The 15,318-nt window shown below is 30.1% G+C and carries 15 protein-coding genes and 1 other RNA gene; 9 read left to right on the top strand and 7 right to left on the bottom strand.

Annotation, left to right across the window (positions count from 1 at the left end; all coding sequences use genetic code 11):
- The first annotated feature begins 20 nt into the window (after positions 1-20).
- The 7 genes from AX016_RS16355 (at position 21) to AX016_RS16325 (ending at position 6,815) form a co-directional block, all read left to right on the top strand.
- Positions 21-1,940 (top strand): hypothetical protein, encoded by a 1,920-nt coding sequence (locus AX016_RS16355; RefSeq protein WP_100896634.1) that lies wholly within the window; start codon positions 21-23, stop codon positions 1,938-1,940.
- A gap of 40 nt (positions 1,941-1,980) precedes the next feature.
- Positions 1,981-2,355, top strand: a complete 375-nt coding sequence (locus tag AX016_RS16350; protein WP_100896633.1) for a hypothetical protein — start codon at positions 1,981-1,983, stop codon at positions 2,353-2,355.
- Between the two features lie 96 nt (positions 2,356-2,451).
- Entirely contained in the window at positions 2,452-3,060 is a 609-nt protein-coding gene (locus AX016_RS16345; RefSeq protein WP_157811146.1) for a hypothetical protein, read from the top strand.
- A 32-nt stretch (positions 3,061-3,092) separates the two neighbouring features.
- Positions 3,093-3,590, top strand: coding sequence for a hypothetical protein (locus tag AX016_RS16340; protein WP_100896631.1), 498 nt, complete (start codon positions 3,093-3,095; stop codon positions 3,588-3,590).
- A gap of 18 nt (positions 3,591-3,608) precedes the next feature.
- On the top strand, positions 3,609-4,544 hold the full coding sequence (locus tag AX016_RS16335) for a hypothetical protein (RefSeq protein ID WP_100896630.1): 936 nt from the start codon (positions 3,609-3,611) through the stop codon (positions 4,542-4,544).
- A 36-nt stretch (positions 4,545-4,580) separates the two neighbouring features.
- Positions 4,581-5,228, top strand: a complete 648-nt coding sequence (locus tag AX016_RS16330; protein WP_100896629.1) for a M23 family metallopeptidase — start codon at positions 4,581-4,583, stop codon at positions 5,226-5,228.
- A gap of 171 nt (positions 5,229-5,399) precedes the next feature.
- A complete protein-coding gene (locus AX016_RS16325) occupies positions 5,400-6,815 on the top strand; it encodes a DNA/RNA non-specific endonuclease (RefSeq protein ID WP_100896628.1) in 1,416 nt (471 codons plus the stop codon).
- An 80-nt stretch (positions 6,816-6,895) separates the two neighbouring features.
- Here AX016_RS16325 and ssrA read toward each other — a convergent pair.
- Positions 6,896-7,291, bottom strand: a transfer-messenger RNA (tmRNA) gene (gene ssrA, locus AX016_RS16320).
- Between the two features lie 213 nt (positions 7,292-7,504).
- Between ssrA and AX016_RS16315 the strand changes: the two genes are divergently transcribed.
- Positions 7,505-8,710 (top strand): NAD(P)-dependent oxidoreductase, encoded by a 1,206-nt coding sequence (locus AX016_RS16315; protein WP_100896627.1) that lies wholly within the window; start codon positions 7,505-7,507, stop codon positions 8,708-8,710.
- 1 nt (position 8,711) lies between these two features.
- Here AX016_RS16315 and AX016_RS16310 read toward each other — a convergent pair whose 3' ends face one another.
- The 4 genes from AX016_RS16310 to AX016_RS16295 are packed head-to-tail and all read right to left on the bottom strand — an operon-like array spanning position 8,712 to position 10,791.
- Positions 8,712-9,359, bottom strand: coding sequence for a DUF1361 domain-containing protein (locus AX016_RS16310; protein ID WP_100896626.1), 648 nt, complete (start codon positions 9,357-9,359; stop codon positions 8,712-8,714).
- 2 nt (positions 9,360-9,361) lie between these two features.
- Positions 9,362-9,817, bottom strand: a complete 456-nt coding sequence (locus tag AX016_RS16305; RefSeq protein WP_100896625.1) for a hypothetical protein — start codon at positions 9,815-9,817, stop codon at positions 9,362-9,364.
- Between the two features lie 57 nt (positions 9,818-9,874).
- Complete coding sequence (locus AX016_RS16300) at positions 9,875-10,165, bottom strand: winged helix-turn-helix domain-containing protein (protein WP_100896624.1); 291 nt, start codon at positions 10,163-10,165, stop codon at positions 9,875-9,877.
- A 2-nt stretch (positions 10,166-10,167) separates the two neighbouring features.
- Positions 10,168-10,791, bottom strand: coding sequence for a hypothetical protein (locus AX016_RS16295; RefSeq protein ID WP_100896623.1), 624 nt, complete (start codon positions 10,789-10,791; stop codon positions 10,168-10,170).
- Positions 10,792-10,872: 81 nt separating this feature from the next.
- Here AX016_RS16295 and AX016_RS16290 point away from each other — a divergent pair, with 81 nt between their 5' ends.
- Entirely contained in the window at positions 10,873-11,226 is a 354-nt protein-coding gene (locus AX016_RS16290; protein ID WP_100896622.1) for a DUF1801 domain-containing protein, read from the top strand.
- 74 nt (positions 11,227-11,300) lie between these two features.
- On the opposite strand, the gene AX016_RS16285 is transcribed toward AX016_RS16290, so the two are convergent.
- Both AX016_RS16285 and AX016_RS16280 read right to left on the bottom strand, forming a co-directional pair.
- Positions 11,301-13,217: a TlpA family protein disulfide reductase gene (locus AX016_RS16285; RefSeq protein ID WP_100896621.1), complete on the bottom strand. Its 1,917-nt coding sequence runs from the start codon at positions 13,215-13,217 to the stop codon at positions 11,301-11,303.
- Positions 13,218-13,321: 104 nt separating this feature from the next.
- Positions 13,322-15,292, bottom strand: coding sequence for a DUF3858 domain-containing protein (locus AX016_RS16280; protein ID WP_100896620.1), 1,971 nt, complete (start codon positions 15,290-15,292; stop codon positions 13,322-13,324).
- Between the last annotated feature and the right edge of the window lie 26 nt (positions 15,293-15,318).

Raw genomic sequence — 15,318 nt, 5'->3', positions numbered from 1 at the left:
TTAAAAAATACATTTCTCAAATGATTAAAAAAAGCATTCTTTTATTCTGTTTCATTTTTTGTGTTAGCTGCAAGAGCGCACAACATAAATTTCCTTCTTTTGATGATGTAGTAACTACGTTCTTTACAAGTTATGATCTACGGAAGGAGCAGGGTACAGATGAGATTAGATTTGTTAAAAAACAAGAGGGTTACTATATTCAAGAGTATAATTATGATACTAATGATTATAAAAAAACAACTTTGTTCTGGAGTGCTTCTAACAATACATACCAAGAGTTAAATTTTCCTAAAGGTAAAGCGTTAAATGCCGAGTATGCTAATTATCATTTAACGTATTATTATAAAGAAAGGTTTAATGTGTTGCCTTACTATGGTTATGTGGGTTGGGCTAAAGATGTTATTGCTTTTTTAGAGCACAAAAAGGACTTAACAGAGTTAGAATACTATGCTTTAGGAAGAGCATACAGTGCCAGTGCAAGTCATTTATTAAACAATAGTTATGAATTTGGAGATACTAAAGAACAATTTAAATTTTTAGAATCTGGTAAAAATCAATTTACAAAAGAGCAGCTTAAAACATATATTAATTATGAAGAAAAGGCTATAGAAAATTATACCATACTTTGTCAAAAAAATCCAGATTATCCAACAGTTGTAGGTACCATTTGTAATAAATTAGATAACGAGTATGTTGATGCTTATTTAAACCTTAGTATTTACCAAAACCAGGTAGAGGCTTTAGCATTTTTGCCAGATGGTTTGTACACAGATTTTGTTATGGATTATGCAAAGAACTATTTAAACTCTTTAGAACCTAATGCTATTTTATTTACCACAGGAGATAATGATACATTTCCGTTTATGTACGCACAAGCAAAGCTAAAACACCGCCAAGACGTTGCTATTGTAAATACGAGTTTACTAAACCAAAACAGTTATGTAAACCATTTAAGAGATGATATGGTTTTGGCTTCATCACCAATTAGGCTTACACTAAAACCAGATGCATATACAAAAGAGAATTTGTCTTATGTGGTTTTCGATAAGGATAAAAATGATAATAAGTATTTAGGTTTAAAAAGTACACTACAACTAATAAATGCAAAAGACTCATCTGTAGTTTATAAAAAAGCAAAAGAGAATGCTAAATTGTCTACAAATAAAATAGCTATTGCTATAAATCAAGATACCTTAAAACTTAAGTACAAAAAAAATTATATAGTTAAAGGAGAATTACTTGCGTTAGATATTATAGGGGCAAATATAAAAACAAGACCTGTTTACTGTACATTTAATGAGTTGCCTGTAGTATCTAACTATTTAGAAAAATCTGGTTTTGCATATAAAATAACAGCTAATCCTAAAAACAAAATAGAAAATGATAAGTATGTAGCAGGTATAGATGCAGATAAAACCTATGCTGTTTTAGTAGATAATTTTCAATATCATAAAAACACTAAAAATAGCTCAAAAACTGAGCTTTCTGTTTTAATAAATTATACATCTTCTTTTGAAACCCTCACTAATCATTACAAAGAAACAGGAGATATTAAAAGATGTAAAGAGGTGCTAGATGCATTTACAAATTTTTATCCAAAAGACCTTTACGCAGATATTAGTTTTATGATTTCATCTATTGCAAAAAATGCGTATGCCATAAAAGATTTTAAAAATGGAGATCTTATGGTTGAAAATCTTATTGAAAATTTAGAGCGTATAAAAAGAAATAACAAAGAGAGTACAACTTCTACCAAAACAGCAGCTTTAAGAAAATTAATTTTTGGAGATGAGGTTAACAATAAATTAGATAAAAATGATCTAGAGCTTTATTTGTATATCATTACAGAAATATCAAATACAGAAGAGGTAAATACTAATTTAACTTCTCGTTTGTATGCATTAAAAAAGTATTTTATGGAGCAGCTTAGTCAGTTTTAAGAATAAGTTTATAGCAGAGTAAGTAGTTAATTTTAGAACTATGCTTATAAAAAAGATACAAATACAAAGTTACTCAGGTATACTTTTAGCTGTGCTTTACGGAGTTGTTTTAAGAGTTTTAAGAGAGAGTTTTGATGTTTCTATTGAGAACTTTATATTCATTTTTGTTGCACCTGTTATTATAAGTTTAATACCTGTTTGTTATGCAACTACGGGTATATATAGATCTAAACTAAAACTTTTTTTTTACCCTTTTTTTTCGACACTATTATTTTTAATAATATGCTCTGTAAGTAGTTGGCAAGATTTTCCTGTGTTTTTACTTTTAGGATTGCCTTTTTATATAATTGCAGGCGTGGTTGGTGTATTGGTTGGCGGAGTTGTAAAGGAGCAAAACTCAAAAGGACTTAAATAACCAGTTTAAATATACAACACACGCTTACGAATATTAATTGCCGGATTGGTAGTTATACAACTGTGTGTATTATTGTTTTAATAAAATGATAAACAAATGAAAATTGGCTTGCTTTGTATAATGGTTTTTTGCCTAATTTCTTGCGGTAGTAAAGAAAAACAAGAAATTAAAGAATTAGAAAAGCTAGAAGCTAATTCTAGTGCAAAGTTGACAGATACTTTACGTATTAATAAAGATTTTACAATATCTTATTTAAAAATTGACTCTTTAACCTACTCAGGTTTTAAAAAGCAGAATAAAGTTTTTTTTAAGGAAACCAAACACGGTAGTTTAAGTTGCGGAAATTCTAGTCCAATGTGGAGCTCTAGCACTACTATTAAAAATGATACTTTAGGTATAGAATTAAATTTTAATAAAAGCTGGGTAGAAAGTACACCAGAACCTAAAGAGCAGGTATTAACTAACATAAAATTAGACAATGCAAAAGCAAAGTTTTATAACGGAATTATACTAGGTAAGTCTAACATAGTAGAAGTAAAAGAAAAACTGGGAAAACCTATTAGTGAAAGTAACTATTCATTGGAATATTGTTTAAAAAAAACTAGAATATTGTTTCTTTATAATGAATTAGGTGTTGTAAATTATATTACAATGTTTAAAGCATATCAAGAGTGTAAACCACAAGATAGTTTGGTATTTAAGTAAAGAAATAGATGTTTTTAACTAATTTATAAAATATGAAACAGATACTAATTTTATGTTTGTTATTAATTTCTTCAGTTTGTTTTTCTCAAGTAGATAAACCTAAACAAAATTTAATACCCGTTGCAGTAGATAGTATTCAGTTTTCAATTTGGAATATACAGTCTAAAGAAATGTCTACTCCAGGAACAAAAGTTAAGGAATACAAAAAAGAATTAGGTTATGCTTTTTTAAGTAAAAAAGACCAAGATATATTTATAAGAAAGCTGAAAAGGCCAGAATCATACGATCAATCTAGAGCATTGTTGCATCATTACAATTTAGTGTTTCTAATGTATTACAAAGGTAAAATAGCAGTTCAAGTACGTATTTCTTCAATTACAGGAAATATAGATGTAGAAGATGTTCAAAATAAAAATAACTATAAAAGTAGCTGTTCTAAACAAATGGGGAAATATTTAATTTTTTTGCTAAAAAAGTATAAGCTAGTAAAATTTATAGATGAGGCAAATTTAGAAGGACTATCAACTTAATTTTTTTAAAAAAATATAATGAACACTGTAAAAACCAGAGGTCTAAAAAAAATTGTAATGGTATTTGTATGCTTGTTTCTTTTTCAGAATACCTATAGCCAATCAAAAATTTATTTTGATAAAAATTGGAAACAAACAACCAAGGATAAAGCTGAATTTTATAGGCTTGTAACCAAAAAAAACGATTCTCTTTTTCACGTAAAAGACTATTTTATAAATGGTGTGCTACAAATGAACGGTCATTTTTCTAACCTAGAAAAAGAAGTTATGGAAGGTGAAATTACCTTTTATGATATAAAAGGAAGAAAAACAAATACAGCTAACTATATCAACGGAATATTAGAAGGAAAAACTACGGTTTATTTAAAAAACGGTGAAATAGAGTATACTAGCGAATATAAAAATGGCGATGTATACAATGGTATATATAAGGCTGCAACAGTTAAATATTTGTATAAAAATGGTGTAACGGCCAAGAGAATAGAATTTTTGTCACCAAACGATTTTTACCCTTTAGCTACAACAGTATATGGTAAAGAAAAGGATAGCGTGTATTGGTACACTAGTAAGGGCAATAAAATAGGATTTGGTATATATAAAGATAATGAACCTATAAATGGATTAGATATTAAAAAGAGTTGGTTACAAGTTACATATACCCATTACAAGGACAAAAAAAAAGACGGAGTACAAAGCATATTTTATGAAGGTGAATTAATAACAGAAAATACATTTGTAAATGATGTTCTTACCCTAAAAAAAAGTTTAAATCCGTTTACGGGTAAATTTGTGACGTGTAAATACAAAAATAATAAACCGTTTCAAGGACATTATTTTGTGTATCATATTACACAAGATTATTATGATGAATATATTTATGATACAGGAAAAATTACCTCATACAAAAAATATAAAAGTATAAATGGGGTAATAAAATCTAAGGATGTAAAATAATATTTAAACCTATAAGAACCTCTTGCTTAATTTAATATGATAAATTATAGACTTCTAAAATACACACTACTATTACTACTATGCGCTGCTTGTACTTTTTCTAAAGGTCAAGAAAAACAAGAACAGAACAAGCTAAAACATGAGCAAGTAAAAGAGCAGGTTGTGCCTATAGTAAGCAAAGAGCAAGAAGTTAAAAATATATTTAAAAGTAAAACAGACTATATAGCAACTAATTTTAATTTCCCTGTTGGTAAACCAAATGCAAAAGGGTATTACAATGCGCAAGTATTTGGAGAAAATAACCATTTAGGAGACGACTGGAATGCCATTACTGGTGGCAACACAGACCTAGGAGATCCCATTTATTCCATAGCAAATGGCTATGTAAACTTTGCAGAAGATATAGGAGGTGGTTGGGGAAAAGTAATAAGAGTATGGCACCTTAAAGCAGATGATAAAATAGTAGAGTCTTTATACGCACACTGCAATACTATTATAGTTAAAAAAGGGGAGTTTGTTAAAAAAGGACAAAAAATAGCAACAATTGGCAATGCAGATGGTCAATATTTAGCGCACTTACATTTAGAGGTAAGAGAAGATATAAACTTACCAGTAGGCCCAGGATATTCAAAAACTAAAAAAGGCTATTTAGATCCAACTAAATTTATAAATAAAAATAGGTAAGTGTAATTTGTTTACCAGTTATATATAATTCTTTTTGTTGTAAATATCTGATATGTAGTGTTATGCTAAATGTTAAGATGATAAAATATTAATGTTAAACTATAAGTAAAAACATATTTAAAGTAGGTAAATAACTACATTTGATGTCCCAATCATTTAAAACCTACTTTAATGAAACATTCAAAATTTAAGTTTACCTATGTAGTTGTATTAGCATCATTACTAATTAGTAGCTGTACAACAGACGATTCTAGTCAAGTTTATGAGCCTAACAATCCGCAAACAATAGTTATAAACGGAGAACTAGACGTAAAAAGTTATCACCAAGACAATCACGGATCTCATAAGCACATTTCTAAATCTCAAAAAACAGAGAGTTTTATGGAAACCTTTGAGTCTGCCTCTAAGGGTAGTTACGCAGCCAATACTGTTAATATACCTTCTTCTGGTATATGGTATTTAAACGATGCGCTTATTGGTTCATTATCAAACGACAGAAAATATGGTAGTAAATCTATACGCATTAGAAATAATGGTTATGCTGTAATGAATTTTAATATGGATAATGGCGCAAGTACTGTCCGTATACGCCACGCTGTTTATGGTACCAACGGTGCTTCAGACTGGAGGCTAATGGCGTCTTATGACAATGGAGCCTCTTGGTACTTAGTAGGAGCAACAGTTACATCAAACTCAACCACATTAAATACAGTTACATTTCAGGTTAACGATACCACAAGTGTACGCTACGGAATTTTTAAAATATCTGGTGGTAGTAGCAGAATTAATATAGATAATATAGAAATAGATGCAGCTCCACTAAATAATACAAACCCAGATATAGATAGTAATATCACTTTTGGTAACCCATCTAATGCAGCAAGTACAGCCAATAACTATTTTTTGTCTAAACCAGATTTTGCATTGTCATATAACAATAGTAACGGAACCCCAAATTGGGTAAGTTGGCATTTAAGCACAGCTTGGACAGGAACAGTAACACGTTGTAACTGTTTTAAATCAGATCAAGATTTACCAAGTAGTTTTTTTAAAGCAACCAGTAGCGACTATACAAATTCTGGTTTTGACCGTGGTCATATTTGTCCGTCAGCAGATAGAAACGGAGATCCAGATTCTAATGAAAGTACTTATTACATGACAAACATAGCACCACAAGCACCAGACAATAACAGAAAGTCATGGGCTAATTTCGAGAATTATTTAAGAACCTTAATACAAAACGGAAACGAGATACACATTATAGCAGGAGTTACAGGCACTGGAGGTATAGGTAGTAATGGTTATTTTACTACAATTTCTAACGGAGAAATAACAGTTCCAGATTCTTTTTGGAAAGTAGCATTAATATTGCCAAACGGCACCAATGACATAAATCGTGTAACAACATCAACCAGAGTAATAGCCATTAATATACCTAACAACCAATATATTAGTACAGACTGGACACAGTTTTTAACTACAGTAGACAATATAGAGCAGCTAACAGGGTATGATATTCTAGAGAACATTCCAGACGCAATAGAAAATGTATTAGAAGCAACAGTATACAATGAACCTATTAGTTAATAGTAAAATACAGTTATTAAAATAAAAAAACCTGCTCAATTAAACGAGCAGGTTTTTAAGTTTTTACAACCTAATTGTTGTTGTGGAGCCGGAGGGATTCGAACCCTCGTCCAAACAAGTAATTAAAGAGCTTTCTACACGCTTATTCTTTTCTTGGGTTTTCGTTTATAAGCTGGTTAAAGACAACCCACTTATAACTTATCTTCTTTAGTTTCAAAAAGGCATCAAAGCGCTACCTAATCTATATTGACATTTACGATGCCTCAAAATGGAACGCCGTCAACAAAGGCTTTCCGGAGACATAAAGCTTGTACACCTTGTGTACCTAGGCCAATCTTACTATAATTCAGATTATGCAGCTAAAGCGTAGTTATTCTCGCCGTTTAAAAAGTTGGTCTAGCCTTTAACGTGTTTCAATGCCATTACACGACGTGCTTACCGTTCAATTAGTCTCGCTGTCAAAACCAGTCGGCCCCAATTTTAAGTAATTATTATGGCGTTTTAACGGGCTATTCGCTATATTTTTTTAAGTTCTAAAAAAAGAAGAACTTAAAAAAGATGTCGCTACTATCCCTAACGCGGTCGGCAAAGGTAGTTCAAAAAGTATTCCAAAAAAAGTTTTGCTTGTCATCTTGTCATATGTTACATTTACAACTATACTTAAAGTTTAAGTTACAAAACAATTTTCTATGAAATTCGGAATTATTAAAGAACGCAAAAACCCGCCAGACCGTCGAGTAGTGCTATCACCACAAGCCTGTAAAAAAGTAAATACTACTTACCCACAAGCCCAAGTATTGGTAGAACCGTCAGACATTAGGGTTTATAAAGATTCAGAATACACAGATAATAATGTAACCGTAACGCAAGAAATGCAAAATTGTGATGTGTTAATTGGTGTAAAAGAAGTACCAATAGACGCATTAATACCAAATAAAAAATATTTTTTCTTTTCGCACACCATCAAAAAGCAGCCTTACAACAGAAACTTACTAAAAGCAATTTTAGACAAAAACATAGAGTTTTATGATCATGAGGTTATTGTAAGCACTAAAAAAACACGTTTAGTTGCATTTGGTAGGTACGCAGGTATTGTTGGCGCTTACAACGGTTTTAGAGCCTATGGTCTAAAGTACGGTACATTTGCATTGCCAAAAGCTGAAACTTTAAAAGACCAAGCAGCATTAATATCAGAATTAAAAAAAATTAAACTTCCCAATATAAAAATACTACTAACAGGTAAAGGTCGTGTAGGTAACGGAGCTAAAGAAATGTTAGACGGTATGGGCTTGGAACAAGTAAGTTTAAAAGAATACTTAAAAAATGATTTTAATATACCAGTATATTGCCAAATAGACGTTTTAGATTATAACACACGTAAAGATGGTGAACGTAGTAATAAACAAGAGTTTTTTACAGATCCATCAGAATATAAATCTAACTTTTTTAGGTTTGCCAAAGTAACAGATTTCTACATAGCGGGTCATTTTTATGGAGACGGAGCACCATATTTGTTTACAAGAGAAGATGCCAAGCAACCAGATTTTAAAATTAAAGTAGTTGCAGACGTTAGTTGTGATATTAATGGTCCTGTAGCATCTACAATAAAAGCATCTACTATTGCAGATCCTGTATATGGGTATAACCCCAACACAGAGCAAGAAACAGATTATAAAGATCCTAACGCTATTGCAGTAATGGCAGTAGATAATTTACCGTGCGAGTTGCCAAGAGATGCAAGCGTAGGTTTTGGAGAATCTTTTATAAAACACGTTATCCCCGCCTTTTTTAATAACGATAAAGACGGAGTGTTAGAACGTGCTAGAATGACAAAAGATGGCAAGTTAACCGATAGGTTTTCTTATCTGCAAGACTATGTAGATGGTACAGATTAACTTATTTTTTTATAATTAGTTTAGACTGTAACGTCCAAAATAAAATATATAGCAAGCCACCAAAAGCAAAAGTCATTGCCCATACGTTGTAATTGGTTAAACTGTGTGCAATATTGTACAATAGTACCTGTGGTTTGGTAAATAAATCCCAAGAGTTAAAACGCAAAAACCTACCTAGGTATATGCCGTAGCCACAAAGTAGGCATGAGTATATCATAAAAAAATTGGCGTTTTTAGTGTTGTATTTACTTTTAAGTACGTGGTAAACATCTATCATAGAAAATAACCCAAGTAATAGACCAATAATTGCGTACACAAAAACTAGAAGCAAATCTAACCATACCATTATAGAGTTTTCATTTTGCAAGTGCACTAAATCTGTAATAATATATGGGCTATTAGGTAAAAATAGCATCCACATTGCAAAAAATCCTAATTGCAGTATTTTATTACCATTACTATTGTTTAGGTACTTTAATAGCTGAGAAAATAAATAGGGTAAGCCAGCCAAAAACAAGTTCCACACTAAAAAAGTAAAAAATAAAGAACCTGTAATTTTTATACGTACCGCTAAAATTAAAAAGGCAAAACTTATTGCGGCTAATAAGCTAAAATTTGATTTTATAAATAAAATTAATTTTTGTTTCATATTTATGATATTAAAAAGGTTGTTTTAATTTTTTGTATTGGTAAATGCAGCATTTTTAAAAAATCTAGCTGATGAAATTGTAATGCCTTGCTGCCTCTATAGTATGCTTTTTTAAATGTTTTAAAATAATCTGGGTAGAGTAGTAGTCCTAAAAAAACAACAGAGTATAAATACAAACTACGTTTGCCATTACCCATAAGATAAAACTGCATACTTACTTCTTCTGGCACTGTAATACCTGTATTTGTTAGTACATGAAACACATCATGACTTTCTAATTTGTCTTGTAATTCAAAATTATGTTTGGTTATAAAAAGTCCCAAACCATTACCTAAAGTGTCTTTAGGATAGTTTAGCAATGTGCTAATTTTTATGTTCCAAGCATTGTTTTTCTTTAAAAACTTTTGGTAGGGTATTTTACTCCAATCATATAATTTTTCTAACACTAATGCTCTCATAGTTGTTTATTTAAAGTACTTTGTATTTCAAAGTAAAAATGCAAAAAAATAGAATTGTTATTTTCCTATTAATTTTTCTAGTGCGTTAATATGTTTTTTAAACTCTAGCTTGCCTAAGTTTGTTGCAGAATATCTAGTGTTTGGTTTTCTTCCTATAAACTGTTTTTCTACTTTAATATATGCTACTTTTTCTAACGCTTTTGTGTGGCTTGCAATATTACCATCTGTAGCGCCTAGCAATTCTTTAAGCATATTAAAATCGGCATAATCATTCACCATTAAAATAGACATAATGCCTAGCCTAATACGGTGATCAAATGCTTTGTTAATATTATTTATAATACTCATATTTACTTACGGTCGTGTTTAAAGTACATTAAAGATCCATATAAAATATGGCAAACTCCAAAACCCAAAGCCCAAAAATACAAACCATAACCAATAAATTGGGTAGATATTAACCCAATAGCAATTATTGTAATACCTAAATAACGTACACCTCCTAAGGTATATTTACTAGCATTAACACAGGCTAACCCGTAAAAAATAAGGGTAGCAGGAGCTACAATTTTTATGTATTCGTATTGTATTAGTACCAAACAGAAAAGTCCGCCTACTACAAGCGGTAATAAAAAGTTTAGTAGCAAACGTTTGCTAGATACGTCCCACATTTTTTCACCACTTCTTTTGGCTTTAAAATAAGTTAATATAGTTCCTGTAATTAAGGCTAAAACCATAACACTTAAGGCAATTATGAGTAAACTATCTAATGCTCCAAACGTCATAAAAAAACGTTTTAATTCGCTAGGTTCTGTTTTAATAGGGCGTATAATATTATGAGCCAAATATGCTCCAATTAAGGCATATACACCTGCTAATATTCCAGATAGTCCGCTTAAAGACATAAAACGAGACGACTTGCTCATCATATTTTTAATCTCAGAAATGTCGTCTAAGTATTTTTTAGAATCCATATTTAAAGTACTTTGAAAAACAAAGTAAACTAAAATAAATCAATTTTGCAATAGCCTTTTTAAAATTTATATATTTAAAATATGAAACCAGCAGAAGAGTATATATACAATGCACCAGAAAATTACAGAGTTATTTTAATGCATTTACAGGCAGTTATAGTTCGTACACTGCCTAGTGTAGACTTAAAATTTAAGTATAGTTTACCTTATTTTTATATTGATGACAAACCGTTTTGTCATTTAAACTGTAATAAAAACTACGTAGACTTAGTTTTTAAAAACGGGCAACATTTAACAAAATATACAGAGCTACTGGTTGTTGATGGACGTAAAAAAATGAAATCTTTACGCTACACTTCTTTAGATGAGGTAAATAACACTGTATTGGAAACAGTTTTAAGTGATGCTTATGCTGTTAGGAACGAGAAGTTCTAAATCTACTTTTAAAAACTAAGCAAAAGAAAAGGCAACTGGTTAGAGTTGCCTTATTGATAACTAAATGTAAATGGTTACGAGTTTAGTAAGTCAATCTTTAATGATAATTCTTTTACTAATTTATCTGTACTACCACTATAGCCTACAGATACAAATTTTATATTTCCGTCAGGGCCAATAATTACCTTAGTTGGTATACCATTAACCTCAAAATTAGATGCTACTTTGTAAGCTCTACTACCTTCTTTTACAGGATTGTCTATTACAACATTAAAACTGTAGTTGTTATTTTTTACAAAGTCGCCTGCTAGTTTGGTTCTTGTATCAAAATCTCCACTTTCCATAGTGTCTACAAATAAGAAAACAACATTGTCATTATCTTTATACTTATTTACAGCCTGTTGCATTCCTGGGAAAGAAGCTTTACAAGGTCCACACCATGTAGCCCAAAAATCTAATATTACTGTTTTACCTTTTAAAGCAGCAAGTTCTACGGTTTCTCCTTTTGTATTTTTTAATTTAAAGTTTTTAGGCTTTTTATCAATCATTTCCTCTTTGGTTTTAGCAACCAACTTGTCATAACCAACTTTTTCTAGAGCCTCAAAATTTTCTGTAAAACCATCTTCAGAACCATTTTTTGCTACATACGCTTGTTTGTAATAGTCATTAATTTTAGCAGTAGTGTTTCCTTCTTTAATAAATAAAGCAGCTTCTTTTAAAATAACATCGTGTTTTTTATCAGAATTTAAAAACATAACATAACGCTCATTTAATTGTGGGTCTTTTCCATCTGCAATAGCTTCTTTTTGGTATGCAATTGCTTCTGCAATTTCGCCTTGTTTATACTTAATTAAAGCATAAGTGTCTGCATACATATTGTAAGTACTTGTCATATTATTTATGTACTGAGATTTTGTAATGTAAACAGGCTTATCAACCGGATTATTAATTGCATGCTTTGTTATGTCTAAAGATTTTTTAGATATTTCTGACGCAAATTCTAAATTTTCACCTTTCTCTGCATAGTTCCAAGCAAGAGTATTATATGCGCTTGGCAACATACTTTTATCAGATACTTGATCCATAATTTCTGCATACTCTTCTTTTTTTCCGTTTTCTATAGCAGCTGATGCAAGTCTTGTAGCTACAACATCTTTTAACCTGCTTTTTGCTCCAAACTTAGTTTTAAACTCTTCAAACAATTCCTTTTTTTTATCGTAGTCTTGTTCATTATAAAAAGTAGACCAGGCTTTTTGTTGCGCCATAGTCCCTGTAGGAAACTTTTCTTCCATTACAATTTGTAGAGAATCTATTTTTTCTTTTTTCTCAATAGTCTGGTATAAAGACACTAGATTTTTATATTCTAATTCAGATAAATCTGTTTTACTGTTGTAATAAGCTACTCTAGAATTAATGTAGTCTTTTGCACCAGCTTTATCTTTAGCTATATAAGTTCTAGGAAAAACCATATCCCAGTCTTTTTGTAAATCTTTATTAGAAAGCAGGTCTGACTTTATCTTTTCAAAAGCAATCTTTTCATCAACCTTTAAACCAAGGTTATTGCCCATCCTTAATTGGTAATTAGCCAAACCAGCTATTGCACCTGGAATTGTATCTCCGGTAGAAGTAGTAAGTGGAAAAAGATATCCCTTATCATTGTTAGTGTCAAATTCTTTTTTATTCTTAAAGTTTAGAGCTACGGCAGTAGCAGAGTCTGGTATAACTATGGTAGATTTGTAAAGACTATCTGCTTTATTTAGCGTAATATCTACAGGGTAGGTTTTAGAGCCTACAGTGTAATAATAAAAAGCACTAATATCTTCTTCATTAGCATCTGTTGTGTATTTAAGATCTAGTGAGTCACCAGGTTTTAATGTAGCTTTAGAAATGTATAAAGAGCCAATAGTAACTCCATTTTCTTTAGATTTTTCTTTACAAGAGAAACTAAGCACAACAAGTGTTAATGCAAATAAACATTTTATGATTTTCATCCTTTATCTAATTTTTGATTGAAAGATAAAAGTATTGGATTTGTAAGAAAATAACTAGTTAAATCTAAAATATTTATGATTTTTTTTATCGAATTAACATTAAGTTATGCTTTTTTTAAAACGATTAAAGAATTGTTTTGAGCATTAGTTACTTGTTTAAATAATTCTTTTAATGAAAAATATTCATTGGGACTGTACTGTTCTTTATTTATTATTAATTTAAAAGATACTGTAATTAAGTTAGATTTTGAGTTGACCAACATTTGCAATCTGCCTCCTTTGTTAGGTAGAGATAAGTTAATATTTTTTGGTATTTCTTCAATGGTATATTCTGTTGGAATAGTTATTTTGGCTGCATATGTATAAGTACGTTTAAATCCAAAATCTACTGGATATTTACGCTCTTCGGCAGTAAAAGGGTTAGTTGAGCTAAAAGACTTAACTAAAAACGGGTTTATGTATAATGTATTTTGGTCTAGTATGGTGTTATTAGTGTATGAGAAATTTTCAACAGTACGTTTTTCATTGCTTTGTTCTTCAACTAAATTATATTCGTCAATTTCCGCACTAGCTCCAATCTCTTTTTCCTTATCGTTTAAATAATCATCTTCTGTAGTACTATTTAAAACTTTTTTTCTTTCAATAGCTAAATAACCACTATTCATTTCATTGTAGGAACCTGTAATTTTATGACTTTCTGGATCTAATGCTAAGTTAGCTAAAACATAAAGTTGATTATCTTCTTCTGGCGTAATAGTTTCCCAGTAACTATCGTTTTTAAAATCCATTACTCTACCTTGGTAGTTTAATGCTCTGTAAGGTAGCATACCAAATGGCATTAACTTGTCAGATGCATCTAGTAAATAAGTTTTACCTCCAATTACTGTTTTGGCTATAACATAATTAAAATCAGATATTACTGGGTGCGATTTTTTTGGTAATCCATTACTTCTGGTAGATAGTAGTACTAAATCTGTTTTTAAACCGGCGCTATTAAGTAAGTTTATTAAAGATATATTTATTTCACCTATATTTCCCGTTTTATTATCAAAAGCACTTTTTACCCTTATGTTTCTATAAATACCATACTTGTTATTCCAAGTAAACCTATCTTTAACAAAATTAAAAATGTTTTTAGCTCTGGTTAAAGAGTCACCCTCTGTTAATAGTGATTCTGGTACATTTTTTTCAAAAAAACCTTTTTTAGTTAATTGCCTACCTATGTTTTTATCTTTTTTAAATTCTTTGTCTACATCTTCCCAACTTGCTGTGTAATTATGAACTTTACCTATGTTAAAACTCACGGTAGAAGCTAATTCAAAATCTATTCTAGAAAGATAATTAAGAGGTGATAGAGTGAATTCTTCATCTAGATCAAAGGCTGGGATATCATTTATAGCATATTTTAAAACTTCACATTCTGCAGCATAAGCAAATCCAACATTAAAACAATTCTTTTCTTTTTTAGATTCGTTAATATCTAACTTTAAAAAACCTATTAAACTTCTGTTATATTTATAGTTTCCGGGTATTTTAGCATTAAATTCACTATATATTTTTGGAATATTACTCTGAAACTCCCATCCTTTAAAATTATAAATAAATGGAGACAATAAAGTATATTCATACTCTATAATACTACCAACTTTTACATTAGGGAAAGCAAATTTTACCGCACCTAAATTTAGTCCGATACCAACTCGGTAGATATCACTTTGAGATAGATTATTTTGAGAATCTTTATTGTGAGTAATTGCGTTTATATCAAAAACTATTTCAGAAATTTTTTCAGTAGATTTAAATGGTATAATAATATTAGCATTACCAAGACCTTCTTTTTTTAAAATTTTAATTTTTACATAATATTTTTTTTCGATTAAAATTTTGTTATCAATTACTAAGAATTGATTATTCCCTTTTTCATAAAGTACAACAGCATTAGCTGTACTATCTTTTTCGTAAACAGTAAAGTTTTTATCAAAATCAGATAATTGTCCAAATGTGTAACTTTCTTGCGCAACAAGTTGTGTAGTGCTTATTAAAGCAATACAAAATAATACGATGTTTTTAAACATTGGTTTGGTAAGTTTGATTGGTTTTT

The organism is Cellulophaga sp. RHA19, assembly GCF_002813425.1.
Classification (GTDB): domain Bacteria; phylum Bacteroidota; class Bacteroidia; order Flavobacteriales; family Flavobacteriaceae; genus Cellulophaga.
This window is presented reverse-complemented; position numbering and strand designations above follow the sequence as displayed.

Coding starts and splice junctions, on each gene's coding strand:
- AX016_RS16355 (WP_100896634.1), top strand. CDS start 21: ATGATTAAAAAAAGCATTCTTTTATTCTGTTTCATTTTTTGTGTTAGC.
- AX016_RS16350 (WP_100896633.1), top strand. CDS start 1,981: ATGCTTATAAAAAAGATACAAATACAAAGTTACTCAGGTATACTTTTA.
- AX016_RS16345 (WP_157811146.1), top strand. CDS start 2,452: ATGAAAATTGGCTTGCTTTGTATAATGGTTTTTTGCCTAATTTCTTGC.
- AX016_RS16340 (WP_100896631.1), top strand. CDS start 3,093: ATGAAACAGATACTAATTTTATGTTTGTTATTAATTTCTTCAGTTTGT.
- AX016_RS16335 (WP_100896630.1), top strand. CDS start 3,609: ATGAACACTGTAAAAACCAGAGGTCTAAAAAAAATTGTAATGGTATTT.
- AX016_RS16330 (WP_100896629.1), top strand. CDS start 4,581: ATGATAAATTATAGACTTCTAAAATACACACTACTATTACTACTATGC.
- AX016_RS16325 (WP_100896628.1), top strand. CDS start 5,400: ATGAAACATTCAAAATTTAAGTTTACCTATGTAGTTGTATTAGCATCA.
- AX016_RS16315 (WP_100896627.1), top strand. CDS start 7,505: ATGAAATTCGGAATTATTAAAGAACGCAAAAACCCGCCAGACCGTCGA.
- AX016_RS16310 (WP_100896626.1), bottom strand. CDS start 9,359: ATGAAACAAAAATTAATTTTATTTATAAAATCAAATTTTAGCTTATTA.
- AX016_RS16305 (WP_100896625.1), bottom strand. CDS start 9,817: ATGAGAGCATTAGTGTTAGAAAAATTATATGATTGGAGTAAAATACCC.
- AX016_RS16300 (WP_100896624.1), bottom strand. CDS start 10,165: ATGAGTATTATAAATAATATTAACAAAGCATTTGATCACCGTATTAGG.
- AX016_RS16295 (WP_100896623.1), bottom strand. CDS start 10,791: ATGGATTCTAAAAAATACTTAGACGACATTTCTGAGATTAAAAATATG.
- AX016_RS16290 (WP_100896622.1), top strand. CDS start 10,873: ATGAAACCAGCAGAAGAGTATATATACAATGCACCAGAAAATTACAGA.
- AX016_RS16285 (WP_100896621.1), bottom strand. CDS start 13,217: ATGAAAATCATAAAATGTTTATTTGCATTAACACTTGTTGTGCTTAGT.
- AX016_RS16280 (WP_100896620.1), bottom strand. CDS start 15,292: ATGTTTAAAAACATCGTATTATTTTGTATTGCTTTAATAAGCACTACA.